This is a genomic window from Streptomyces sp. GS7, from assembly GCF_009834125.1.
Lineage (GTDB): Bacteria > Actinomycetota > Actinomycetes > Streptomycetales > Streptomycetaceae > Streptomyces.
Window position 1 is genome coordinate 771,482 of the sequence record NZ_CP047146.1, and the last position, 22,626, is coordinate 794,107.

28 protein-coding genes, 1 tRNA gene and 2 pseudogenes are annotated in these 22,626 nt (G+C 71.3%); 22 read left to right on the top strand and 9 right to left on the bottom strand.

What is annotated here, in order from left to right:
* The 14 genes and pseudogenes from GR130_RS03225 to GR130_RS03280 all read left to right on the top strand — a co-directional run bounded on the left by GR130_RS03225 (nucleotide 1) and on the right by GR130_RS03280 (nucleotide 7,388).
* On the top strand, nucleotides 1–1,344 hold the full coding sequence (locus GR130_RS03225; protein WP_159503290.1) for an FtsK/SpoIIIE domain-containing protein: 1,344 nt from the start codon (nucleotides 1–3) through the stop codon (nucleotides 1,342–1,344).
* Between the two features lie 84 nt (nucleotides 1,345–1,428).
* Nucleotides 1,429–1,566 (top strand): hypothetical protein, encoded by a 138-nt coding sequence (locus GR130_RS03230; protein WP_159503291.1) that lies wholly within the window; start codon nucleotides 1,429–1,431, stop codon nucleotides 1,564–1,566.
* Between the two features lie 15 nt (nucleotides 1,567–1,581).
* Complete coding sequence (locus GR130_RS39645; RefSeq protein WP_201305267.1) at nucleotides 1,582–1,749, top strand: hypothetical protein; 168 nt, start codon at nucleotides 1,582–1,584, stop codon at nucleotides 1,747–1,749.
* A gap of 72 nt (nucleotides 1,750–1,821) precedes the next feature.
* Nucleotides 1,822–2,519 (top strand): annotated as a pseudogene (locus GR130_RS03235) (DUF2637 domain-containing protein).
* 12 nt (nucleotides 2,520–2,531) lie between these two features.
* Nucleotides 2,532–2,711 carry a hypothetical protein gene (locus GR130_RS03240; RefSeq protein ID WP_159503292.1) on the top strand — a complete coding sequence of 60 codons (180 nt, stop codon included), beginning with the start codon at nucleotides 2,532–2,534 and terminating at the stop codon, nucleotides 2,709–2,711.
* Nucleotides 2,712–2,716: 5 nt separating this feature from the next.
* Nucleotides 2,717–2,905, top strand: coding sequence for a mobile element transfer protein (locus tag GR130_RS03245; RefSeq protein WP_043264725.1), 189 nt, complete (start codon nucleotides 2,717–2,719; stop codon nucleotides 2,903–2,905).
* An 11-nt stretch (nucleotides 2,906–2,916) separates the two neighbouring features.
* Nucleotides 2,917–3,249 carry a SpdD protein gene (locus tag GR130_RS03250; protein ID WP_159503293.1) on the top strand — a complete coding sequence of 111 codons (333 nt, stop codon included), beginning with the start codon at nucleotides 2,917–2,919 and terminating at the stop codon, nucleotides 3,247–3,249.
* 13 nt (nucleotides 3,250–3,262) lie between these two features.
* Nucleotides 3,263–3,508, top strand: coding sequence for a hypothetical protein (locus GR130_RS03255; RefSeq protein ID WP_159503294.1), 246 nt, complete (start codon nucleotides 3,263–3,265; stop codon nucleotides 3,506–3,508).
* 93 nt (nucleotides 3,509–3,601) lie between these two features.
* A complete protein-coding gene (locus GR130_RS03260) occupies nucleotides 3,602–3,781 on the top strand; it encodes a hypothetical protein (RefSeq protein ID WP_159503295.1) in 180 nt (59 codons plus the stop codon).
* 5 nt (nucleotides 3,782–3,786) lie between these two features.
* Nucleotides 3,787–3,957 carry a hypothetical protein gene (locus tag GR130_RS39650; RefSeq protein ID WP_201304784.1) on the top strand — a complete coding sequence of 57 codons (171 nt, stop codon included), beginning with the start codon at nucleotides 3,787–3,789 and terminating at the stop codon, nucleotides 3,955–3,957.
* A 56-nt stretch (nucleotides 3,958–4,013) separates the two neighbouring features.
* The gene (locus GR130_RS03265) at nucleotides 4,014–4,655 is read left to right on the top strand and encodes a DNA methylase (protein WP_236573899.1); all 642 of its coding nucleotides are present in this window, start codon (nucleotides 4,014–4,016) and stop codon (nucleotides 4,653–4,655) included.
* Complete coding sequence (gene repSA / locus GR130_RS03270) at nucleotides 4,652–6,049, top strand: replication initiator protein RepSA (protein ID WP_159503297.1); 1,398 nt, start codon at nucleotides 4,652–4,654, stop codon at nucleotides 6,047–6,049. The genes GR130_RS03265 and repSA overlap by 4 nt, the downstream gene beginning before the upstream one ends.
* On the top strand, nucleotides 6,046–6,264 hold the full coding sequence (locus GR130_RS03275) for a helix-turn-helix domain-containing protein (RefSeq protein ID WP_159503298.1): 219 nt from the start codon (nucleotides 6,046–6,048) through the stop codon (nucleotides 6,262–6,264). Before repSA ends, GR130_RS03275 begins: the two co-directional genes overlap by 4 nt.
* The gene (locus GR130_RS03280) at nucleotides 6,264–7,388 is read left to right on the top strand and encodes a tyrosine-type recombinase/integrase (protein ID WP_159503299.1); all 1,125 of its coding nucleotides are present in this window, start codon (nucleotides 6,264–6,266) and stop codon (nucleotides 7,386–7,388) included. Before GR130_RS03275 ends, GR130_RS03280 begins: the two co-directional genes overlap by 1 nt.
* Before the next feature lie 89 nt (nucleotides 7,389–7,477).
* Here the strand turns inward: GR130_RS03280 and GR130_RS03285 are convergent.
* The 3 genes from GR130_RS03285 to GR130_RS39655 form a co-directional block, all read right to left on the bottom strand.
* Nucleotides 7,478–7,550, bottom strand: a tRNA-Arg gene (locus tag GR130_RS03285).
* A gap of 81 nt (nucleotides 7,551–7,631) precedes the next feature.
* Nucleotides 7,632–7,919: a hypothetical protein gene (locus tag GR130_RS03290; protein ID WP_159503300.1), complete on the bottom strand. Its 288-nt coding sequence runs from the start codon at nucleotides 7,917–7,919 to the stop codon at nucleotides 7,632–7,634.
* Entirely contained in the window at nucleotides 7,916–8,080 is a 165-nt protein-coding gene (locus GR130_RS39655; RefSeq protein ID WP_201304785.1) for a hypothetical protein, read from the bottom strand. The genes GR130_RS03290 and GR130_RS39655 overlap by 4 nt, the downstream gene beginning before the upstream one ends.
* Before the next feature lie 102 nt (nucleotides 8,081–8,182).
* On the opposite strand from GR130_RS39655, the gene GR130_RS03295 reads away from it, so the two are divergent.
* Nucleotides 8,183–8,848: a TetR family transcriptional regulator gene (locus GR130_RS03295; RefSeq protein ID WP_159503301.1), complete on the top strand. Its 666-nt coding sequence runs from the start codon at nucleotides 8,183–8,185 to the stop codon at nucleotides 8,846–8,848.
* Nucleotides 8,849–9,029: 181 nt separating this feature from the next.
* Here GR130_RS03295 and GR130_RS03300 read toward each other — a convergent pair.
* Nucleotides 9,030–10,259, bottom strand: a pseudogene (locus GR130_RS03300) (M6 family metalloprotease domain-containing protein); the annotation flags it as partial.
* Nucleotides 10,260–10,531: 272 nt separating this feature from the next.
* Here GR130_RS03300 and GR130_RS03305 point away from each other — a divergent pair.
* Both GR130_RS03305 and GR130_RS03310 read left to right on the top strand, forming a co-directional pair.
* Nucleotides 10,532–11,209: a TetR/AcrR family transcriptional regulator gene (locus tag GR130_RS03305; protein WP_159509713.1), complete on the top strand. Its 678-nt coding sequence runs from the start codon at nucleotides 10,532–10,534 to the stop codon at nucleotides 11,207–11,209.
* Nucleotides 11,210–11,396: 187 nt separating this feature from the next.
* Nucleotides 11,397–12,923: an MFS transporter gene (locus GR130_RS03310; RefSeq protein ID WP_159503303.1), complete on the top strand. Its 1,527-nt coding sequence runs from the start codon at nucleotides 11,397–11,399 to the stop codon at nucleotides 12,921–12,923.
* Between the two features lie 193 nt (nucleotides 12,924–13,116).
* Here the strand turns inward: GR130_RS03310 and GR130_RS03315 are convergent, their stop codons facing one another.
* Nucleotides 13,117–13,614, bottom strand: a complete 498-nt coding sequence (locus tag GR130_RS03315; RefSeq protein ID WP_159503304.1) for a MarR family winged helix-turn-helix transcriptional regulator — start codon at nucleotides 13,612–13,614, stop codon at nucleotides 13,117–13,119.
* Nucleotides 13,615–13,794: 180 nt separating this feature from the next.
* Between GR130_RS03315 and GR130_RS03320 the strand changes: the two genes are divergently transcribed.
* Nucleotides 13,795–14,562, top strand: a complete 768-nt coding sequence (locus GR130_RS03320; protein WP_159503305.1) for a dioxygenase family protein — start codon at nucleotides 13,795–13,797, stop codon at nucleotides 14,560–14,562.
* Between the two features lie 21 nt (nucleotides 14,563–14,583).
* On the opposite strand, the gene GR130_RS03325 is transcribed toward GR130_RS03320, so the two are convergent.
* The 3 genes from GR130_RS03325 to GR130_RS03335 form a co-directional block, all read right to left on the bottom strand.
* A complete protein-coding gene (locus GR130_RS03325; RefSeq protein WP_159503306.1) occupies nucleotides 14,584–15,633 on the bottom strand; it encodes a questin oxidase family protein in 1,050 nt (349 codons plus the stop codon).
* Nucleotides 15,634–15,862: 229 nt separating this feature from the next.
* Entirely contained in the window at nucleotides 15,863–16,423 is a 561-nt protein-coding gene (locus tag GR130_RS03330) for a hypothetical protein (RefSeq protein ID WP_159503307.1), read from the bottom strand.
* 173 nt (nucleotides 16,424–16,596) lie between these two features.
* Nucleotides 16,597–17,115, bottom strand: a complete 519-nt coding sequence (locus tag GR130_RS03335) for a GNAT family N-acetyltransferase (protein ID WP_159503308.1) — start codon at nucleotides 17,113–17,115, stop codon at nucleotides 16,597–16,599.
* Between the two features lie 198 nt (nucleotides 17,116–17,313).
* Between GR130_RS03335 and GR130_RS03340 the strand changes: the two genes are divergently transcribed.
* From GR130_RS03340 to GR130_RS03355, 4 genes are all read left to right on the top strand, one after another.
* Nucleotides 17,314–18,315, top strand: coding sequence for a sigma-70 family RNA polymerase sigma factor (locus GR130_RS03340; protein WP_159503309.1), 1,002 nt, complete (start codon nucleotides 17,314–17,316; stop codon nucleotides 18,313–18,315).
* Nucleotides 18,316–18,787: 472 nt separating this feature from the next.
* Nucleotides 18,788–19,558, top strand: a complete 771-nt coding sequence (locus GR130_RS03345) for a DeoR/GlpR family DNA-binding transcription regulator (protein ID WP_159503310.1) — start codon at nucleotides 18,788–18,790, stop codon at nucleotides 19,556–19,558.
* Complete coding sequence (gene pfkB / locus GR130_RS03350; protein WP_159503311.1) at nucleotides 19,555–20,520, top strand: 1-phosphofructokinase; 966 nt, start codon at nucleotides 19,555–19,557, stop codon at nucleotides 20,518–20,520. Before GR130_RS03345 ends, pfkB begins: the two co-directional genes overlap by 4 nt.
* Before the next feature lie 106 nt (nucleotides 20,521–20,626).
* Entirely contained in the window at nucleotides 20,627–20,821 is a 195-nt protein-coding gene (locus GR130_RS03355) for a hypothetical protein (protein ID WP_159503312.1), read from the top strand.
* Between the two features lie 131 nt (nucleotides 20,822–20,952).
* On the opposite strand, the gene GR130_RS03360 is transcribed toward GR130_RS03355, so the two are convergent.
* A complete protein-coding gene (locus GR130_RS03360) occupies nucleotides 20,953–22,281 on the bottom strand; it encodes a L,D-transpeptidase (protein ID WP_159503313.1) in 1,329 nt (442 codons plus the stop codon).
* Nucleotides 22,282–22,626 lie beyond the last annotated feature (345 nt).

Genomic DNA, 22,626 nt, shown 5'->3' on the forward strand with positions numbered 1-22,626 from the left:
ATGACGGACCTGACCACCGCGCTCGAAGCGACGGGCGCCATAGCGGGAGTCGGCGGCCTGGGCTACGCCAAGGTCCGCGCCCCGCGCGTGTACTGGTCGCTGGTCGGTCTGCCGGTCACCTGGGGCCGGTTCACGGTGACGTACGGCGCGACGATGGATGTGTGCGGGCTGACGGTGCAGCCGTCCCGCCTGCGAGCGTTCATGGTCCGTAACGTCGCCCGGCGCGAGGTTCAGCCGGTCCCGCCCAAGGTCCGCCGGGTCAAGGGCACTTCAACGGGGCTGATCGTCTCGTTGCGGATTCCCGCGGGGCTGGAGCCGGCGGATGTGGTGGCGGCTTCCGAGCGGCTGCGGCACGCCTGGGGCGTCCACTCCGTGACCGTGGTGGAGACCAAGCCCGGTGTGGTGGAGCTGCGGATGACCGGCTACGACGTGCTGCGGCGGGTACGGATGCCGCGGCGTATCAAGGCTGGGCCGATGGTGGTGCCGGTGGCGTTGCGTGAGGACGGGTCGGTGTTCGAGCGGGACTACCGCAAGGTGCCTATGGCCTTGACCCTGGGCGCGAACTTCTCGGGGAAGTCGATGTATCAGCGCAACCTGATCAAGGGGCTGGCGCCGCAGCCGGTGGGCTTGATCGGCATCGATTGCAAGCGTGGCGTGGAGCAAGGCTCCTATGCTCCTCGGCTGTCGGCGCTGGCCACCACGCCAGACGAAGCGGACTGTGTCCTTGAGGTGTTGGTCAAGGAGATGGAAGACCGGTTCGATCTCCTGGCTCAGTATCGGGTCGCGGACCTGTGGAGCCTGCCGGAGAACGTGCGGCCAGTCCCGCTGGTGGTCCTCGTCGATGAGGTGGCGGAGCTGTTCCTCGTCGTGGTCAAGAAGGACGAGGAGCGCCGGGACCGGATGGTCATGCAGATGGTTCGGCTCGCGCAGATGGCCCGCGCGGTCGGCATCTACCTGGAAGTCTGCGGTCAGCGGTTCGGCTCCGAACTGGGTAGGGGCGCCACGATGCTCCGGGCTCAGTTGACCGGCCGCGTGGTCCATCGCGTCAACGACAAGCAGACTGCTGAGATGGGGCTCGGCGACATCGCGCCTGATGCGGTGGTTGCCGCGACGGCTATCGCCCCGGACCGGCCCGGCGTCGCGGTCGCCGGTGACACCTCCGGTGGCTGGTCCCGCATCCGCACCCCGCAGATCACTGCGGATGAAGTCGCCGGCGTCTGCCGTGAGTTCGCCCATCTGGTCCCGGACCTTCCGGCCCTGGCGCCCTTCCGCCCGGCCGTAGCGGCCGCGCCGACGCCGGCTGCTGGCCCGTCGCTGGTCAAGCCGCGACCCGTCACCAAGTAACACCCCCCTCCTGCATCGCGGTTGGCGTGACCGTCTCGCGCCAGGTCCCTACCCCCGTCATGCCAAAACCAGAAGGAGAAGCACATGTCCAACACGTGCGCCACGTGCAACGGAACCGGCCTCGTCCCCAACCCGAATTGCCCCGGCGAAGTGTTCATCTGCCCGGATTGCTCCGGTGGCTACGACCCGGAGGACTACTACAGCGCCGATATCGACCTCTGAGGACCGGTGACCGCCGTGGCCACGCCGAAGACCACCAAGCCCCCGGCCAAGGACTGCCCGGTCTGCAAGGGCACCGGAGAGGTCTCCCGCACCGTCCGGGTCGGCCGCAAGCATCGCCCGGTCGGCGAACAGACCGGCTTGTGCCTGAACTGCCTCGGCTCCGGCGAAGCCCCCGCCGACTAGCCCCCCGCCGGGATCGGGCGGCCGAACACAGACCGCCCGCCCTGGCTCAACTCCCTGAAGGAGGTGAAGACCATGGTCCGCTCGATCCGCCCGGATGCCGTCCTGGTCCAGGCCGTGATTGCCGGAGCCCTGTCCTTCGCCCACCTGCACGACATCGCCGAAGCGGCCGGCCAGGATGGCTGGAAGGCTTGGGCCTACCCGGTCAGCGTCGACCTGCTGTTCGTCGCCGCCTGGCGCCGACTGCGAACCCTCCGCGCCGACCGCCGTGCAACCCGGCCTGCCTGGACCTGGTTCGTCATCGCGCTCGCCGCATCCCTCGGCGCGAACATCGCGACCGCCGGACTTCTCGATCTGGCACACGTGCCCGCTTGGCTGCGCATCCTCGTCGCCGGATGGCCGGCCCTGGCCTTCCTCGGCGGAACGCTCCTGGCCCACACCCCCAGCGTCCAGCCTGCGGAAACCACTGCCATGGACGAGCCGGCTCCGGCTCCGGCCGAACCGGCCACGGTGGAACGCGCCCCGGAACCGCAGCCCGTCGAACTGTCCGCCCCCGCGCCGGCCCCGACACGCCCCCGGCCATCGAGGAGCCGCCACCGGCCGCTACTCCAGGGCCGTCCGTCCCTCCGGCGCTCCTCGATCACGCCCGGAAGATCGCCGACACCTACCGCACCACCACAGGTGCCCCGATCGACTCCGACACCCTGCGCGCCCGACTCGGCGTCCCGCCGGCGCTCGCCGAAGCCATCACTGCCCAACTCCAACCCGCCTGAAAGGAACACCTCATGCGCCCCTCCATCCGAAGCGCCCTTGAGCGCTCCGCCGAACTCACCCGAAACAACCGTCTCGTTGACGGCATGCGTATGGGAGAGGCCGCGATCAACCAGGCCACCGAGGACGAACAGCCTGAGATCACGCAGTGGCTCGCCGACCACGCCGGCGACTTCACCGGACAGGACGACTGATCGCCATGCCGCGCCCGAACCGCTTCTACGACGTGATCCGCATCGGCCCCGTCCAGGTCGGCAGCCACCACGACGGCCACGGACGCACCAAGCACACCGCCGCGTGCACCGCCCCCGGCTGCGGCTTCTCCGCCGACTACCGCGACCGCGCCGGCGCCGAACTCGCCGCCCGCACCCACAAGTGCAACCCCTGACAGGAGGACCGATGTTCACCCCGAAGTACCCGCCCCCGGACACTGCTCCACCGCCCCTGGCCACCGCGCCGCTCGTCCCTGTGGTGGACACCTCGGCCCAGGTCGAGCCCACTCACGCGACAACTCCGGTCCCGGTACCGGTTCCGGCTACTGCGAAGCGGTCCACGGTTCAGCTCACGCCCGGCGGAGTAGTCGCCATCGCCGCCGGCGGCACCGCCACGGTCCTGATCGTCGGTGCAGTGCTGGTCTCCATGCTCCTGGCCGTCGCCATCACCGCGGCCTCCGTCGCCGTCTGCGCGCTCGTCGTCCGCTCGATCCTCACCAACCAGCACACCAACCGCTGAAAGGAGCCCTGCCATGGGCCTGTTCAACCGCAAGCAGAGCACCGACTCCACCCCCGCCGACCCCGGCATGTCCGAGAAGGGCCGGGACTACGCCATCGCCAAGCGCCACGGCGACCGCAAGACCGCCAACCGCCTCGTCCGCGAGATCGGCGGCGACTCCCACACCGATGAACAGCGGGCCGCGTTCTGGAACAGCGCCGACGCCTACGACGCCATCCCGCGCGCCTACTCCAAGCCCCGCCGCTCGCACCGCCGCTAAACGGCCCCCGGGGCGGCCTCTACCGCCAAGTATCCGCCGCCCCGGGCGCCTGCACCCCTTCCAGACCCAACGACCCGAAAGGGACTGCTCATCATGCCCGAAAGCACCCGACCCACGCGCCGCTGCCCCGACTGCGACGGCTTCCCGCGCGTCGCCATCACCACCGGCCTGCGCACCCACACCGGCGCCTGCCACACGGTCAAGGTCACCTGCCGCACCTGCAACGGCACCGGCCTCGTCCCTCGCCGCCTCCCCGCACACGCCGGGCGGTGATCGGCATGGCTCTCCTGGATTGGCGTTCGCCCGAGCACTACAACCACACCGGCGACAAGCCCTGCGTCCTGTGCCACAAGCCCACCCCGCTGCGCTCCGACCGCGGCAAGCCCGTCCACAAAGTGTGCGCGGAGGAGTGGATCGACGCCCACACCCCCAAGGAGGACGAGAAGTGACCGCCGCCCTCCGCCTCCGCGTCCTGGACCTGTTCTCCTGCGCTGGCGGGGCAGCCATGGGCTACCACCGTGCAGGCTTCGACGTGGACGGCTGCGACATCGCCGACCGCCCCCGCTACCCCTTCTCCTACCACCGGGGCGACGCACTGGAATACCTCGCCCGCCTGATCGACACCGGCGACATCCGCCGCTACACCCTCGTCCACGGCTCCCCGCCCTGCCAGGCCGGCTGCGCCCTGACCATCGGTACCAACAACTCCCAGGGCTGGGGACGGGAACACGCTCAGCTCATCCCCGAACTCCGCGGCCTGCTGGACGCCTCCGGACTGCCCTACGTCATCGAGCAGCCCAACGGCAACGCTCCCGTCCGCCGTGACCTGGTGCTGTGCGGGGAGATGTTCGGCCTGGGGGTCCTGCGGCATCGCGCCTTCGAACTCGGCTCCTGGGCCACCCCGCAGCCCCCGCACCCCCGCCACCGCGGCTACGTCCGCGGCCACCGCCACGGCGTCTACCGCGACGGCCCCTACGTCGCCGCCTACGGCTCCGGCGGCGGGAAAGCCACCGTGCCCGAAATGCAGGCCGCGATGGACATCGACTGGACCGACGTCCGCGAAGAACTCACCGAAGCCATCCCGCCGGCCTTCACCACCTGGATCGGCACCGCCTTCCTCACCTGCCGACAGGGGGTACTCCTGTGACCGACCCCGCCACAGCGGCGGGCCTGGACCCGTCCACCCTGGGTGATCTGCTCAAGGTGGCCGGGTCCCCCGGATTCGACCGCCTCACCGACCAGATCCGCCGCACCGGCGGCTGCTCCGACCCCATCCACCTCACCGGCACCACCGTCACTCGTGACGCCAAGAGCGGGCAGGTCCTGCACTCCTACAGCACGGACGGGGAACCCGGGGGCCGGCTCCGCGTCGCCTGCGGCAACCGCCGGGCCTCCCGCTGCCCCTCCTGCGCCTGGACCTACGCCGGCGACACCTACCACCTCATCCGCGCCGGCCTGGTCGGCGACCCCACCAAAGGCACCCCCGACACCGTCCGCGACCACCCCCGCGTCTTCGCCACCCTCACCGCACCCTCCTTCGGTCCCGTCCACAACCGCCCCGGCAAGAAGCGCTGCCGCTGCGGCACCCACCACCCCGAAGAAGCACCAGAGTTGGGAACTGCGCTTGACTCGGCCACCTACGACTACGCGGGCGCGGTGCTGTGGAACAACCACGCCTCGGACCTGTGGCGCTACTTCACGATCTACCTCCGCCGGGAGATCGCCCGTCGCGTCGGCCTGACTCAAAAGGAAGCTCACGCACAGTCCCGCGTCTCCTTCGGCAAGGTTGCCGAGTACCAAAAGCGCGGCGCGGTCCACTTCCATGCGGTCATCCGCTTCGACGGACCCGATGGTCCCGACAGCTCGCCCCCGGCCTGGGCCACCGTTGGTCTGCTGACCGATGCCATTCGCGCCGCCGCCGGCCGCGTCCAGGTCGACGTCCCCGCCGCCGGCGACCAGCCCGCACGGACCCTGAACTGGGGCACCGAACTCGACGTCCAGCCCATCGGCGCCTTCGGCAACGGCGAAGACATCACCGAACAGGCCGTCGCCTCCTACGTTGCCAAGTACGCCACCAAAGCCGCCGAAACCACGGGCACTGTGGATCAACGCATCGGCAACAAGGAAGCCCTCGTACTGCTCGGCGTCCCCGAACACCCCAGCCGGCTCATCGCGGCCTGCCTCGACCTCCACCCGCTCTACCCGGATCGCAAGCTCCAGGACTGGGCCCACATGCTCGGCTTCCGCGGCCACTTCTCCACCAAGTCCCGCCGCTACTCCACCACCCTCGGCGCCCTCCGCCAGGTCCGCGCCGACTACCGCGCCGCCCAACAACGCGCCGCCCTCGGCCTCCCCGACCCCGACGACACCCCCGAAGCAACCACCCTCGTCCTCGCCCACTGGACCTACGCCGGCCACGGCCACACCCCCGGCGAATCCTGGCTCGCCGCCACCATCCGCCGCGAGATCCAACACAACCGCGAAACCGCCCGCGAACTCCGCGCCGAACTCGAAGCCGAAGAAGGAGACGACTGGACATGACCACCGCCACCGGGCAACTGCTGACCGTGCAGGAAGTCGCCGAGATCCTCGGCACCAGCGTGCGTTTCCCGCGTCGGCTCATCGAAGAACGCCGGATCACCTTCGTGAAAGTCGGCCGACACGTCCGCATTCCCGAAAGCGTGATCTCGGCTTACATCGCTGAGCGGACAGTGCAGCCGGTGACGGCTCGTGCGGGTCTGAGGAGGGCCGCCTGATGGCGAACAATCAGGGCAGGCGTCGCCGGTTCGGCTCGGTCCGACAGCTCAAGTCCGGTCGCTGGCAGGCTCGTTACCGTGATCCGAGCACGGGACAGCTCCGCAGCGCTGAGGAGACGTACGCGACCAAGACCGATGCTGAGGTTGCGCTGACCCACATCGAGGCGGACATCACTCGTGGTCAGTGGGCTGACCCTGATGCGGGCAAGGTCCAATTCGGCGAGTACGCCGTGGCGTGGCTCAAGGACCGCAAGCTGGCGGCCCGTTCGCGTGAGCGCCACGACTCGGTGATCCGGCTACATCTGTTGCCCACCTTCGGCGACCGCCCACTGTCGTCGATTACGACGGCTCAGGTTCGAGCCTGGCGTACGGCGTGTCTCGCGCGCACTGGTGAGCCGACCGTGGTCAAGGCGTACCAGATCATGAGGGCGGTCCTGAACACGGCCGTTGATGATGAGCTGATCCGTCGCAATCCGTGCCGGATCAAGGGCGCTGACCGCTACGACGTGCCAGAACGGCCCGTTCTTACCGTGGCGGAGGTGTACGCCGTTGCCGATGCGATCGACGCGCGCTACCGGCTGCTTGTTCTCCTGGCGGCCTTCACGGGCCTGCGCTTCGGGGAGCTTGCTTCGCTCCGCCGGCGGGACGTGGACACCGGGAACGCTGCGCTCATGGTGCGGCGCTCGCAGGCAGAGATGCAGACGGGTGTTCTGTTCGACAAGGCACCTAAGTCCGATGCCGGCGTCCGGCCGGTGGCCTTTCCGACCGAACTCCTGCCGGAGGTAAAGCGCCACCTTGACGCCTTTGCTGGGCCCGGCCGTGACGGTCACGTCTTCCGCGGACCCCAGAGCGGTCTACTGCGGCGGAGCAACTTCCGGGACGACTGGATCAGCGCGCGCACGAAAGCGGGCATCACGGAGGGGGTGCACTTCCATGATCTTCGGCACACCGGAAACACCCTCGCTGCATCCGGCGCGAGTCTGCGTGAGCTGATGACCAGGATGGGGCACAGCACGCCCCGCGCGGCGCTGATCTATCAGCACATGGTCAACGGCCGTGATCGGGAGATCGCTGATCGGCTCGGCTCGATGATCCGCAAGGAGCGAGGGGAGGCGGATTCCTAGCGGGCTTGTGGCACGTGTGTGGCACGGCCGTGATCATGCGAAAGGGCCAGTTCGAGAGGGTAAAGCCTCTCAACTGGCCCTTAGCCATGTGCCCCCGGGCAGATTCGAACTGCCGACACCCGCTTTAGGAGAGCGGTGCTCTATCCCCTGAGCTACGGAGGCGGGGGGATCCGGGTGATCCGATCCGGCGACAAGCGTAGCGGATGGCGAGTGGGGGGCGTGGGGTGCGGGGCCGGAGTTGGGTCAGCCGATGTGCCAGCTGAGGGTGCCGTCGGCGGCGGTGAGGGCGGCGAGGAGGAGAAGGTCGGCGGCGCCGAGGGCGATGCCCAGGAGGGCGCGGCCGCGGCGGTTGGTGCCGCGGGTCAGGGCGAGGGTGCCGAGGACCAGCGCGCAGGGGCCCAGTACGACGTTCAGGACCAGGGTGCCGAGCAGGCCCAGGACGAAGGAGGCCACGGCCATGCCGTCCGCGTGGGAGCGGGCCGGACGGGAGGCGGCGGAGGAAGGGGTCGGCTTGATGGTGGCGGCGCTCATCGGGGGGTTCCTCCGGCCTGGTGGCGGCGTTCGCGTACGGAGAAGACGAGCAGCCAGGTGGCGATGGCCGCGGCGGCGACGAGGGTGACGGGGAGGGGGAGGTGTGCCGCGGTGCCCAGCGCGATCCCCATCAGGAGGAGGGCTGCGACGAGGAAGAACATGATCTTCCTTTCGAAATTCGGAGGACAGTTGTTCACTGACTTCTTCAGTCTACGACTGCGTGCGAGTGGAATGGTTAAGAGAACGGTTGTTTACTGGATGACATGAGTCACAGTGTGGGTGGAGTCCGGCAGGCCCAGAAGCAGAAGACCCGTCAGGCGCTGCTCGATGCGGCGCTCGGGCTGCTGGAGGAGCAGAGCCTGAGCAGTCTGGGGCTGCGCGAGGTGACGCGGGTGGTGGGCATCGCCCCGGCCGCGTTCTACCGGCACTTCCGGGATCTGGGGGAACTGGGCGTCGCACTCGTCGAGGAGGCGCTGGGGAGCCTGCACGCGATGGTGCGCGCGATCCTCGTGGAGCAGGCCGCGGCGGAGGAGCGGATAGATCGCACGGTCGCGGTCGTCGAGCGGCATGTGCGGGAGCACCCCGCCCATGTGCGGTTCGTGGCCCGGGAGCGGCACGGGGGTGTGCGGGCCGTGCGGCAGGCCATCGCGGGGGAGCTGGCGCGGTTCACGGAGGAGGTCGCCGAGGCGCTCAAGTCGCAGCCGGTGTCGGCGGGTTGGCGGGACGAGGACGTGCGGATGCTGGCCGAGCTGTATGTGGACCGGCTGGTGACGACCGCCGCGGAGCTGATCGACGCCGCGGAGGACGGGGCGGAGGGGGCCGCGGAAGAGGTGGTCTGGCGGGCACGGCGGCAGCTGCGGCTGATCAGTATCGGCCGGCGCCACTGGCAGGGTGGGGGAGGGGGTGCGGCGTCAGGGGACGTGGCCTGATGGGCGGCGGTCGGTGCGGAGGCGGTCTGTGGAGAGAGGGCCTGAGGGTGGGGGGTCTGTGGAGAGAGGGTCTGAGGGTGGGGGGTCTGAGGGGCGGCGGTGTGGGATGGGGCGGTAGGGGCGGCGGTACGAGGGGGTGCGACACGGGGGGTTCCGGGGGGAGTTGCCGGGAGTGGGCCGGGGTGACGCGTACGCGGTAGGTGCCGTCGGTGTTCTCCGTGAGGACGGTGACGGTGACGCCGCTCGTGTGGTCCCTGAAGGTCTGGCCGGGGCGGAAGGTGGCGTCCGTCAGGTCCGAGTCGACGTTGGGGGTCCCGGTGTAGCAGCCCTGGCTGTGCGGGGTGGCGTCGACGACGCGGATGGGGGCGTGGCCCGAGGGCACGTCGGTGGCCACGTGGTAGATGAGGATGCCGGGGCGGCAGACGATCGGGTCGAGCAGGCCGCTGGTACGGCCCTCGACGACGAAGCCGCTGTGCGGGCCGGTCGGGATGACGACGATCTTGGTGCCGCCGGGCGTGGAGACCGGGGTGAGGGTGTGGTCGGCGGGCGCCCCGCCGGCGGGCGCGCAGTGCACCTGGCCGGGGGTGAGCCAGCCCATCTTCCACTTGTGCCAGCCGAGGAAGTCGTTGGTCGGTCCCCAGTCCTCGTCCATCGGGTCCCAGTGGCCGACCGGGGTCGGGCCGTCCCGGTCGTCCGTGAAGTAGAGGTCGGGCAGGCCGAAGGAGTGGGCGTTCTCGTGGTTGATGACCCGGAAGGCGCTCAGTCCGGTCTGCCGGCTCCAGATGAACGACACGTTCGTGAACGGCACCCCGCGGCCGGTCTTCAGGCCCAGGTCGGCGCCGCTGAAGGTCACCGACAGGACCGTACGGGTGGCGGGCGGGCCCGCGTTGGGGGTCGTGATGACGTTGATGACGTCGTAGTCGCGGAAGTCCACGTACGGGTCGACGGCGCGCACGATCTCCCGGGAGAGCGCGTGGTAGCCGCTGTCCGAGGCCGGGTCGAACTCGGCGCCGCGGGTGATGCCGTACGCCTCCAGGGGGCGGGACATCCGCAGCCACCGGAAGAAGGGCCGGGGGACGTAGTTGAGCCGGCCGTACGAGCTGGTGCGGAAGTAGTCCGTGGCGGCCGGGAAGAACTCGGCGAAGCGGGACATGGGCGACAGCCTGGCGGGGGCGTCCGGGAAGTCGATGAAGAGGGTCAGGGCCCGGACGGTGCCGGTGGCGTGGGCGAAGCCGGCGGGGGTGGGGGCGGCCTCGGAGACGTCGTCGCTGATGCCGCGCAGGGCGCAGGGGCCGGTGGGGGGCGCGCCGGCCGCGGTCGGTATCGCGACGGCGCCGGGGTGCGAGGACAGGGCGACGGCAGCGGCCGCGGTGGTCGCGGCTGCGGCCAGTGCCGCGCAGAGCTTCCTCATACGATCAGCTTGCGGTGGGGGATCTTCGCGGGCGCGCGGGGCTGCGTCAAATGGAGGGTCACCGGGGGGCGGTGTGCGGGGCGGGTGGGGGCCCGGCCGCGAGTGGTCCACGTCACAGAGCGGCGGGAAATATCCGGGGAGGTCGTCCCCGTTTACGTCTGTGTCGGGCGAAGCGGGGAGCGTGTTCCCCCTTCGTCCGGTCCAGGAGTGACCGTGGTCCGACGTGGGGCCAACGTGGTCCAGGAGTGACGGGAGAGGAGTGTGCCGACGTGATCGCTTCGGTGCGTTGCGGTACGGGGGCGCAGCCGCGGCTGCGGGCCGACGCGCTGCGCAACCGCGAGCGGATCATCGCGGCCGCCCGGGAGACGATGGTCGAGTCCGGGGCCGAGGTCCCGTTCGATGAAATCGCTCGACGTGCGGGTGTCGGCAATGCGACGCTTTATCGTCACTTCGCGGATCGCCAGGAGTTGATCCACCACGTCACGCTCTCCGTCATGTCCCGTACCGCGGACCGTGCGGAGAGCGCCCTCGCCGAGGAGTCCGATGCCTTTGAAGCGCTGCGGCGCTTTGTCCACGACGCGGTGGAGGAGCGGATCGGGGCGCTGTGCCCGCTGCTCTCGGACGGCATCGACCCGGCGCATCCCGATCTAATCGCCGCGCGCGAGCGCCTGGAGGCGGCCGTCGAGGCCGTCATGGGTGCCGCGCGCGACAGCGGCCAGCTGCGCACCGACATCGCCGTCGGTGATCTGATGGTCGCGCTCACCCAGCTCACCCGCCCGCTGCCCGGATGGGGGTCCCCCCGGACGAAGTCTGGGGGAGGCTGTCTCGACTTCGACAAGTTCGTGCACCGGCATCTGCAGCTGTTCCTGGACGGTCTGCGGGCACCCGGCCGGTCCGAACTCCCCGGATCCGCCGCCACGTTGGAGGACCTGAGGCACCACCGCCCGTGAGCCCGTACGGTTCGCCGGCCCCGTAGGACATGTGGGGCCGCCCGCGCGGCGGCGTGCCTGCCGGCCACCACATCCGTCCCGTCGTCCCGATTCCCTGTCCCTGCGCACGTCCGTCCCGCGTGAGACGCCCCTCCCGCGGAACACCCGTCCCGTTATTCGCTCACCGCACCACTAGGTGGACCTCGCCATGCCCGAAACAGCCGGCCACGTCGATCCGCGGCGCTGGAAAGCGCTCATATTCATCGCCCTCGCACAGCTGATGGTCGTCCTCGACGCGACGATCGTGAACATCGCCCTGCCCTCCGCCCAGACGGACCTCGGCATCAGTGACGCCAACCGGCAGTGGGTCATCACGGCCTACGCGCTGGCCTTCGGCGGGCTGCTGCTCTTCGGCGGCAGGGTGGCCGACCTGTGGGGACGGCGGCGGACCTTCATCATCGGGCTCGTCGGCTTCGCGGTCGCCTCCGCGCTCGGCGGGGCCGCGGTCAACGAAGGGATGCTGCTGGGCGCGCGGGCGCTGCAGGGCGTCTTCGGCGCGCTGCTGGCGCCGTCGGCGCTGTCGCTGCTGGCGGTGACCTTCACGGAGGCCCGGGAGCGCGCCAAGGCGTTCGGTATCTTCGGTGCGATCGCCGGTGGCGGTGGCGCGGTGGGGCTGATCCTCGGCGGTGTGCTGACCGAGTACATGAACTGGCGCTGGACCTTCTTCGTGAACATCCCGTTCGCGGTGGTCGCCGCGACCGGTGCCGTCCTGGTGATCCGCGAGCCCGCACAGGGCCGCAACTCCTCCCGGCTGGACATCCCCGGCGTCATCCTCGCCACGCTCGGCCTGGTCTCGCTGGTCTACGGCTTCACGCGGGTCGAGTCGGACGGCTGGCTGGCCCGTGTGCCGCTGGGGCTGTTCGCGGCGGCGGCGGTGCTGCTGCTGGCGTTCGTCCTGGTCGAGTCCAGGGTGAAGGCGCCGCTGCTGCCGCTGCGGGTGGTCGCCGAGCGGAACCGCGCCGGTGTCTACGCGTCGCTGGGCCTGGCCGTGATCGGCATGTTCGGCCTCTTCCTGTTCCTGACCTACTACCTCCAGATCGTGAAGGGCTACACGCCGGTCGTGACCGGGCTGGCCTTCCTCCCGATGGTCGCGGGCATGATCACCGGCTCGACGCAGATCGGTGCCCGGCTGATGACCCGGGTCCGGCCGCGGTACCTGATGGCGCCCGGCTTCACAGTCGCCGCGCTCGGCATGCTGGTCCTGAGCCAGATCGACCTGGACACGTCCTACCCGGCGCTGATCCTGCCCGGCTTCGTGCTGATGGGCCTCGGCATGGGTACCGCGTTCATGCCGGCGATGTCGCTGGCCACGCACGGCGTCCAGCCGCGCGACGCCGGTGTCGCCTCCGCGATGGTCAACACCTCGCAGCAGGTGGGCGGTGCGATCGGTACCGCCCTGCTGAACACCATCGCGGCCAGCGCCACCACCGCGTACGCCACCGCGCATGCGGCCGGGGCGCGCTCGGCGGATCTGCTCAAGCTCCAGTCGATGGTGCACGGCTACACCACGGCCATCTGGTGGGCGGTCGGCATCCTGGCGCTGGCGGCGGTGATCGCCTTCACCTTCATCAACACCGGGCGCCCGGGTGCCGGTTCGCCGGCCGCCTCGTCGGACGAGGACGCCGCCGCGGGTGCGGCCGACGCGGACGCGTCGGTCCCGGTCATGGTGCACTGATCCCGGTGACGGTGCACTGAGCGAAGCCCCGTACGGGGCGGGTGCCAGGGCGCCAGGACCTCCTGAAGGGCGTACGCCGCCGGCCACCGCGGGCGCGCGTACGCCCCCGCGCCCCCGGGGCCTCGTACCTCCACACCACTCGATCGCGTTCCTCTGCGCCGGCCGCGCCGGCCTCCCCTGGCTTCGCTGAATGTCAGCGGAGCCAGGGGAGGTCGGCGCCTTGCGGTTGCAGCCCCTCGGCCATGACCCCGCAGATCTCGTCGAGTTGGTTGATCTGCTCCGGGGAGAGCCGGTCGAAGATCGCGGCGCGGACCGCGGCGACATGTCCGGGTGCGGCCTTCTCCAGGACCCGCATGCCCTCGTCCGTGAGGTGGGCGTTCTGGCCCCGTTTGTCGGACGGGCAGTGCTCGCGCCGTACCCAGCCGTTCTTCTCCAGGCGGGCCACGGCATGGGAGAGGCGGGAACGCGTGATCTTGGCGTTCTGGGCCAGCTCGGTCATCCGCATCCGGCGCCGCGGCGCACGGGAGAGCTGGACGAGCAGGCCGTAATAGACGTGCGGCATCCCGGCGTCGCGCTGTAGCTGGCGGTCGAGGTGGTCCTCCAGGAGCGTCGTGGCGTGGAGGTAGGACTGCCAGGCGTGTTGCTCCTCGTCGGTGAGCCAGCGCGGCTCGGTTGCGGGTTCGTTGCTCATGCCATCCACTCTCTCACCGCTCCCCGTGTTATTGAATATTTAACAACGTGGAGTTACGCTGAGATCGCCCCCTTGAAGATTCAAGTAAACGCTCTGCGGCACGGGTGGATCCGGGCGCGGCGGACGTTCGTGGGGCACCGACTAACGCCAGTGTGACGCCGTGGAGTCGTTATGTCCGTAATGCCCGCCCTATATCTCAGTCACGGCGCTCCGCCGCTCGCCGACGACCCGGTCTGGCCGGGGCAACTGGCCGCCTGGTCCGCGCAGCTGCCCCGCCCCAAGGCGGTCCTGATGGTCTCCGCCCACTGGGAGGAGGCCCCGCTCGCCCTCGGCGCCACCGAGACGGTGCCGCTGGTCTACGACTTCTGGGGCTTCCCCGAGCACTACTACCGGGTGCGCTACCAGGCCCCCGGCGCACCCGAACTCGCCGAACGGGTCCGCCGGACGCTGCGGGCACCGGGCACGCCCGTCGAGGACATCCCCGACCGCGGGCTCGACCACGGGGCGTACGTCCCGCTCGTCGAGATGTACCCGCACGCCGACGTCCCGGTGCTCCAGATGTCGCTGCCCACCCTCGACCCGCGGCGGCTCTACGCGATCGGGCGCCGGCTCGCACCGCTGCGCGAGGAGGGCGTACTGATCGTCGGCAGCGGCTTCTTCACCCACAACCTGGCGGCGCTGCGGCAGTCCGCGAACGGGACGCCCGCCTGGTCGGCGGAGTTCGACGACTGGGGGCGGCGGGCCCTGGAGGACCAGGACCTCGACGCGCTCTTCGACTTCGCGCACAAGGCGCCGGCCGGCGGCCTGGCTCATCCGCGCACCGAGCACTTCGCGCCGCTGTTCGTGACCCTGGGGGCCGCGGACGCCCAGGGGCAGCTGGGCAGCGGGCGAAGTGTGATCGACGGCTACTGGATGGGACTGGCCAAGCGGTCGGTGCAGTACGGCTGAGGGGCGCCCGCCCGGCGCCGGTCAGGTGCCCGGCGGGATCAGCTCCAGGGAGCGGAGGGCGGCCGACAGGGCGCGGTCGTCGCCGTCCTCGGTCCAGGAGGCCACGTCCAGCGCGGTGTCGGTCAGCTTGACCGCGTGCGCGTCGCCGTGCGCGGCGGCCCGTGCGAAGACCTCCTCCGGGGTGAGCGGCCCGGCCGTCGGGGGAGGCAGCGGTGTGTCGGAGGTGTAGACGGAGGTGATGGCGGCGCTCGCCGCCCAGGCCGCGCCGAGCGAGACCGCCCAGAGATCGCGGGGGAGCGCCGGGAGGGTGCGCAGCACGGCGTTCGGCGCGGTGGCCGCGTGCACCAGCATGACCGCGGAGCCGTGCCCGTGGTCGAGATAGCGGTGGGTGGCGGCCTGGACGACCGCGGCCAGCAGGTCGCGGGCGTCGTCCGGGTCCCGCGGGGCGCGCAGCCGGTCGGCCGCCGCCGACCAGCCCTCCGTTCGGGGCAGCTGGGCCAGCCCGCCGAGGACGGAGGTCTGCTGGTCGGCGATGCGCGGGAGGCCGGCCAGCGCGTCGGCGGGGGAGACGGTGCCGCCGGGGTTCACGGACACCGGCAGCGTGGTGTGGCGAGCCGCCCAGTAGCCGATCGCCTGCGCCAACTCCGCGATGCGCGGCTCCTCTTCGCCCCGCTCCAGGAGGGTGCGTACGGCGTGGCCGACGCGGATGACGGGGTGCGTCGCGGCGCCTGCGATACCGGGCAGCAGCCGCGGCCACCACTCGGCGAGCACCTCCCGCCAGGGGCGTTCGGCGACCTGGCGCGCCACGTACGCGGTCCAGTCGGTGACGCGGCGCGGATCGCCTAACGCCTGCTGCCAGTTGTCGTCGGTGATCGTGGACTGTGCGCGCGGTACGTCCTCCAGCTTGGTGGTGTAGTCGTCGAGCCAGCGGTGGACCGTACCCGCCTGTCCGTGCCGGACCAGTGCCTCCACGGCCATCGGGCCGTGATTGGCCAGGTACCCGCGGAATTCGGGGCCGGTGGCGTGCAGGCGTTCCAGGGCTTCGTCGAGTGTGCCGCTCGTCGTATCCATGGCCCGAGGCTAGGTCGGCCGCCGACCGGGCCGTAACGGCCTGCGGACGGATCCCCGACGGGGCGTGGGGCCTACGGCGCTGGTCGTAACGCGGTGGGCCGGGGCCGGGGCCGTTGTCGGCGGCGGGTGGGACGCCGGGGTCATGGCTGCCCCGGCGGTGACGGTATGGCCTCAACAGCGGCCGAGGCGAAGGGGGTTGGTGGGGAGGCGGGGTGGCGTCCTGTGGTGCTCAGTGCCCAGCGCTCAGTGCGCGGTGTGCGGTGCGCGGGTGAAGCGCGGCGCGCGGGCGGTGCAGGCCGTGCGGCTCGCTGACGCGGTGGGTGCGGAAGACGTAGAGCGAGACGACGAACATCACGGCGAACATGACCACGCCCCAGCCCGACGACTTGAGGACGGAGGGTCCGCTGATGGAGTAGAGCCAGCCCATCGACGTACCGAAGAGCGCCGCGTACGCCAGGGCCCGGGTCTCGGTGATCATGGTCGGGCCGAAGTGCACCAGGGTCACCCCCAGGACCCCGGAGACCACGGCGGCGATCAGCCCGCGGAGCGCTGCCTGGCCGCCCGAGGATCCGCTGGTGTGGTCGAGCCAGATCGTGTAGCAGCCGAGGCCGAGCGCCGCGATGACGGGGAGCGTCACGGAGAGCGGTGTGCGGTGCGCCGTGCCGGCGCCGGTGCGTTCCTCCGGCACGGCGACGGTCGCGCCGTGCTCGGGTTCGACGGTGCCGTGGGAGCGGGCCGCCCTCGCCAGGCCCTCGCCGGAGTGCTGGTCGCCGTGCGCGTGCTGGTCCATGACGGGCTCCTCTCGTTCGCCCCTCTTCCTGTCCAGGCGACACCCGGGGGCCGGGCGCGTCAACTGGATCAGGCGCCGCGCGGACGGCCGCCGCCCCGGCCGGGACCCGGCGGTCCGGCCCGGATCCGGAGCCCGTCGCCGCGTCACGTCGGGTCAGGCCAGATCAGATCAGATCAGATCAGGTCCTTCTGGTACCAGGCCACGTCCCAGTAGCGCCCGAACTTGCGGCCCACCTCCGTGTACGTGCCGATGTGCCGGAAGTCGAAGCGGGCGTGCAGACGGCCGGACGCCTCGTTGGGCTGGGCGATCCCCGCGTAGGCGCGGTGCACGTCCTCGTCGGCCAGCGCCGCGAACAGCGCCGTGTAGAGCAGCGTGCCGACGCCCCGCCCGGCGGCCTGCGGGGCGCAGTAGACGGTGGTCTCGACGGAGGTGGCGTACGCGGCCTTGGGGCGGAAGGCGCTGCTGGTCGCGTATCCGAGCAGGGTGCCGCCGGGGTCCTGCGCAACCAGAAGGCGGTGTGGGCCGTCTTGTGGGTGGGAGAGCAGCCACGGGCGACGTCGCTCCGGGCTGAAGGGCTCCGTGTCGAATGTGATGGGCGTCTCACGGATGTAGTGGTTGTAAAGATCCGTGAGCGCCGCGAGGTCCGTCTCGACGCCCGCTCTGACCTGCACATCCCTGTCTGCGGATGGCATCCGACCTCCTTGGTGAGGAGGCAGGGTACTGCATGATCAGAAAAATAGCGGCGCGGCTTGGGAATTCTGTCCGGATTCCGGCCGTTGTTTCCTTCGGACGGGTCAGCCGGTCGACCACCGGCAGTCCGGAGAGCAATCGACGGACCATCGACCCGCCCCACCGTCCCGCGACCGACTCATCGCAAAGGGAGCACACGCATGGCAACCCGTGCCGTCGCCCGTAGTCAGGCCAGCACCAGTGGATCTGATGGGGCCACCAGCGTTCGCGCCGGAGGCGGGGAGATCGCCGACCGCGACCTGGTCGGCATGTACCTCGACGAGATCGCGCGTACGCCGCTGCTCGACGCCGCCAAGGAGGTCGAGCTGTCCCAGACCATCGAGGCGGGTGTCTACGCCCGGCAGATCCTGGACGGCGAGGTCACCGACGGCAACGCCGCAGGTGCCGACCGGGCGGAGCTGGAGGCGATGGCCGCCGAGGGCGCCCGGGCCAAGGACGTCTTCATCCGGTCCAACCTCCGGCTGGTCGTCGCCGTCGCCCGCCGCTACCCGCGCGCCGGCCTGCCCCTGCTGGACCTGATCCAGGAGGGCAACGCCGGCCTGGTCCGCGCCGTCGAGAAGTTCGACTACGCCAAGGGCTTCAAGTTCTCGACGTACGCGACGTGGTGGATCCGCCAGGCCATCACCCGCTCCATCGCCGACCAGTCGCGCACGATTCGGCTGCCCGTCCACCTCGTGGAGGAGCTGGGCCGGATCCGCCGGGTGCAGCGCGAGTTCAACCGCGAGAACGGCCGTGACCCGGAGCCGGCGGAGGTGGCCGGCGAGCTGGGCTCGACGCCCTCCCGGGTCACCGACGTCCTGGACTGGGCCCGCGACCCGGTCAGCCTGAACATGTCGGTGGACGACGACGGCGACACCCAGTTCGGCGACCTGCTGGAGGACACCTCCGCGGCCTCCCCCGAGCAGTCCGTGCTCACGCTGCTGCGCAGCGAGGAGCTGGAGGATCTGATCGACCGCCTCGACCAGCGCACCGCCTCGATCATCAAGGCCCGCTACGGCATCGAGGACGGCCGTGAGCGCACCCTGACCGAGGTCGGCAAGCAGCACGGCCTCACCCGGGAGCGGATCCGGCAGATCGAGAAGCACGCGCTGCTGGAGCTGAAGCGGATGGCGCGCGACACCGGGTTCGACGCGGCGGCCTGACCCGCCCGGCGACCCGCTGACCCGGCACCTCGGCAGCTCGGCAACCCTGCGCATCGCGGTACCGCCCCCGGCCCGCGTGCCGTAGCCGGAGTCGGCCTGCGTCTGGTCGGCTTGCCCTTGAGGGGGCCTGCCGCCGGTCGGCATGCCCTGAGTCGGCATATCTGGAGAGCGAGCCCCGGTGCCGTTGCGGCGTCGGGGCTCCGTTGTGCCGTCGGGGCTCGGTTGTCCCGTCGAAGAGCGCCCGTGCCGTTGAGAGTGACCGGGTGCCGGTGCCGGTGCCGGTGAGGGTGCCCGGGGCCGCGGTCCGAGGGGCGGGTGGCATACGACGACCCCCGATGCCCGTCCTGTGATGCCTGTTGGGGCGATGCCCGTTTGGGTCTGATCGATGTCCGAGTCTGTTCGTTTCCCGGAGGATCGGACGTAGCATCCCGGGGAAACCACAGGCTCGGGCAGGGAACGGACGCAGACACGGATGTATGCACCGGAGCGCCGGCAGGAGATCCTGCGGCTCGCCCGTGAGAGCGGGCGGGTGGACGTGCTCTCCCTCGCGGAGGAATTCCAGGTCACCGCCGAGACCGTACGGCGCGACCTGAAGGCGCTGGACCGCGCGGGGCTGGTGCGCCGGGTGCACGGCGGCGCCATCCCGGCCGGCCGACTGGACTTCGAGCCGGACCTCGCCGAACGGGACGCGGTGGCAGCCGACGAGAAGCAGCGCATCGCGCGGGCCGCGCTCGCCGAACTGCCCGGCGGCGAGGGCCCCGGCAGCGTGATCCTGGATGCCGGTACGACCGCCGCCCGGCTCGCCGCCGAGATCCCGCTGGAGGCCGAGCTGACCGTGGTCACCCACGGCCTGCCGGTCGCCGCGCGGCTGGCCGACCACCCCGGACTCACCCTCCACCTCGTGGGCGGCCGGATCCGGTACCGCACACGGGCCGCGGTCGACGACTGGGCGCTGCGCGCCTACCGCGAGATCAACGCCGATGTGCTGTTCCTGGCGACCAACGGCTTCTCCCTCGACGGCGGCCTGACCACCCCCGACCTGGCCGAGGCCGCGGTCAAGCGGGCGCTGATCGCCGCCGCCCGCCGGGTGGTGCTGCTCGCCGACTCCGCGAAGTTCGGGCAGCGGCACTTCGCCCGCTTCGGCGAGCTGTCGGACGTCGACGTGCTGATCACCGACACCGGGCTGAGCCCCGCGGACGCCCTCGCCATCGAGCGGACCGGCACGGAGGTGGTCCGCGCATGATCCTCACCGTCACCCCCAACCCCAGCCTGGACCGCACCTACGAGATCCCGGCGCTGCACCGCGGCGCCGTGCTGCGCGCCACCGCCGACCGGATCGACCCGGGCGGCAAGGGCGTCAACGTCTCGCGCGCGCTCGCCGCCGCGGGGCACCGCACCCTCGCCGTACTACCGCTGGGCGGCCCCGCGGGCGCGGCGCTGGCCGGGCTGCTGGCCGCCGAGGGCATCGAGGTGGCGGGTGTCCCGGTCGCCGGGCAGACCCGCTCCAACATCGCCGTCGCCGAGCCCGACGGCACCCTCACCAAGGTCAACGCGGCCGGCCCCGAACTGACCGCCGACGAGTCCGAGGCGCTGCTGGCGGCGGTCGGCGAGCGCTCCGCCGGCGCCGACTGGATCGCCTGCTGCGGCAGCCTGCCGCCCGGTCCGGCGCCCGAGTGGTACGCCGCGCTGGTCGCCCGCGCCCATCGCGCCGGCGCCCGGATCGCCCTGGACACCTCGGGCCCGTCGCTGACCGCGGCGCTGCGCGAGCGCCCCGACATCGTCAAGCCGAACGCCGAGGAACTCGCCCAGGCCGTCGGCCGCCCCCTGGCCACCCTCGGCGACGCGGTCGAGGCCGCCGAGGAGCTGCGCGCCCGGGGCGCCCGCGCCGTCCTGGCCTCGCTGGGCGCCGACGGACAGCTCCTGGTCGACGCGTCCGGCGCGCACTTCGGAAGCGCCCCGGTCGCCGCCGTACGCAGCAATGTCGGTGCCGGCGACGCCTCGCTGGCCGGTTTCCTCGCGGCCGGCGGCAGCGGCGTGGCCGCGCTGGCCGCCGCGGTGGCGCACGGCGCGGCGGCCGTCCAGCTGCCCGGCAGCCTGATGCCGACGCCGGCGGATCTCGCGTCGGCGGCGGTGACGGTGACCGGCGAGGTGCCGCGCGACCGGGTGCTGACGGAACCGGTCGAGCGCGTGGAGCCGGGACCATGACGGGCCGGGGCACGCGGTGCGCGTCCCGGCCCGGTACGCGACTTCCGCGTCCCGGGGCCGCCGTACGCCCCGCTCGCCCCCAAGTGCCCTACGGCAACGGCGCGTTATGACCAGCCACGCCCCGGAGCGCGGCTCGGGCTGCGCCCCTCACTCAGCCCCCCGGCCTCCTCGCCGTCGCCCCGTCGACGCCGGCCTGGCCGTCCTCCTCAAGGGCCTGCGCACACCGCCGCCGTACGCACCGGGGGCGGCGGCACCGGCGGCTGCCGCCGAGGCCGCGCGCCGTGAGGTGCGTACGTACTGAAGAGAGGCAAGTGCGCGCTGGGCAGCGGGCAGTTGTCCGGTGCCGTGAGGTAACGCGACGAGGCGGTGGCCGGCCCCCTGAGGAGCCGGCCACCGCCTCGTAGGTCGGCGGGGGTCGCCCGCCGGGGCGCGTCAGACCGCGCTGCCCGCCTGCCACTGGGACCAGGAGAGGTTCCAGCCGTTGAGGCCGTTGTCGGGCTGGACGGTCTTGTCCTTGGAGTTCTTCACGATCACGACGTCGCCGACCAGCGAGTTGGTGTAGAACCACTTGGCCGGGGTGTCGCCGCCGCCGCCCTTGTTGTCCTGGAGGCCGACGCAGCCGTGGCTGGTGCCGGAGTGGCCGAAGACCGACGGGTCGCCCCAGTAGTTGCCGTGTATGAAGGTGCCCGAGGACGACAGCCGCATGGCGTGCGGCACGTCCTTGATGTCGTACTCGCCGCCGAAGCCGACCGTCGAGCCGTCCATGCGGGTCTGCTCGAACTTCTCCGAGATCACCATCTGGCCGTTGTAGGTCGGGTGGTCGGCGCTGCCGCCGGAGATCGGGATGGTCTTGATGGTCTTGCCGTCCTGCTGGACGGTCATGGTCTGGGTGTTCATGTCGACCGTGGAGACCTGCGAGCGCCCGATGGTGAAGGACGCCGTCTTGGACTGGACGCCGGTGATGCCCTTGCCGCCCTTGACCCCGTCCAGGTCGATCTTCATGGTGATCTTGGAGCCGGCCTTCCAGTAGTCCTGGGGCCGGAAGTCCAGGCGCTGGGAGCCGAACCAGTGGCCGACGACCTGCTGGCCGCTGCTGGAGGTCACCGTGATGTGGGACTGGACGTCCTTCTTGTTGGTGATCACCTTGTCGAAGTTGAACGACACCGGCATGCCGACGCCGACGGTCTTGCCGTTGTCGGGCGTGAAGGAGCCGATGAAGCTGTTGGCCGACGAGACCGTGGAGAACGTCGCGTTCTCGGTCGCGGAACGGCCCTTGGCGTCCTTCGCGTTCGCCGTGATCTTGTACTTGGTGCCCCGCTCCAGGTGGGCGTCGGGCTTCCAGGAGGCGCCGTCCTGCGATATGGCGCCGGGCACGTCCTTGCCGGTGTCGACGGCGGTGAGCTTGACGTTCGTCAACTTGCCGCCGGTGACCTTCACCCCGGTGTCGTTGATGCTGGCGTCGGTGGCGCCGTCCTTCGAGGAGACCTGGATCTTGGCGTCGGAGGCGTCCTTGGCGGCGGCGGCGTCGGCGCCCGCCTGGCCGTTCTTGCCGTCGTGCCCGCCGGCCTCGGCGCTGCCGCCGCACGCCGACAGGGACAGTGCGCCCGCGGCGAGCAGCGCGGTCAACGCCAGGGTGCGGCGCGTCCGGCGGGCGCGGCGCGGCGCGGTGGCATCCCGCGGCTCAGAGGGATGGAGCGGCTGGTGCGGGGTGCGGGACTGGGCGGGCGCGGGGTTGTCCGGCGATGTCACGAGCTGCTCCATACAGGGGTGTTGTGATTCCGTGCTGGTAAACAGCACCTACGGGTGGATTTGGTTGCGGGTACGGCAAGGTTGTGACGAAGGTCACATTCTCGGGGGAGGGGTCGGCCGGCCGGCCCCGATAGCCAGGTTCGCAGTGGTGTGCCGTGTTCGTCCAGGCGGGGTGGGGCGGCGGGTTGGGTCACAGGGTGCTCGACAGGCGCAGCGGGCCGCCGACTTGGGGGATCCGCCGCCGCCGACCGGGGGTGCCGGAAGCGGGCGTCGCCCGCCGGCCCGGGCGCGCCCGGCGCGTCCGCCGGCGCACGGGACCGGCGGCCGCCGCCCACCGCCACGGCCGCCGCATGGGCG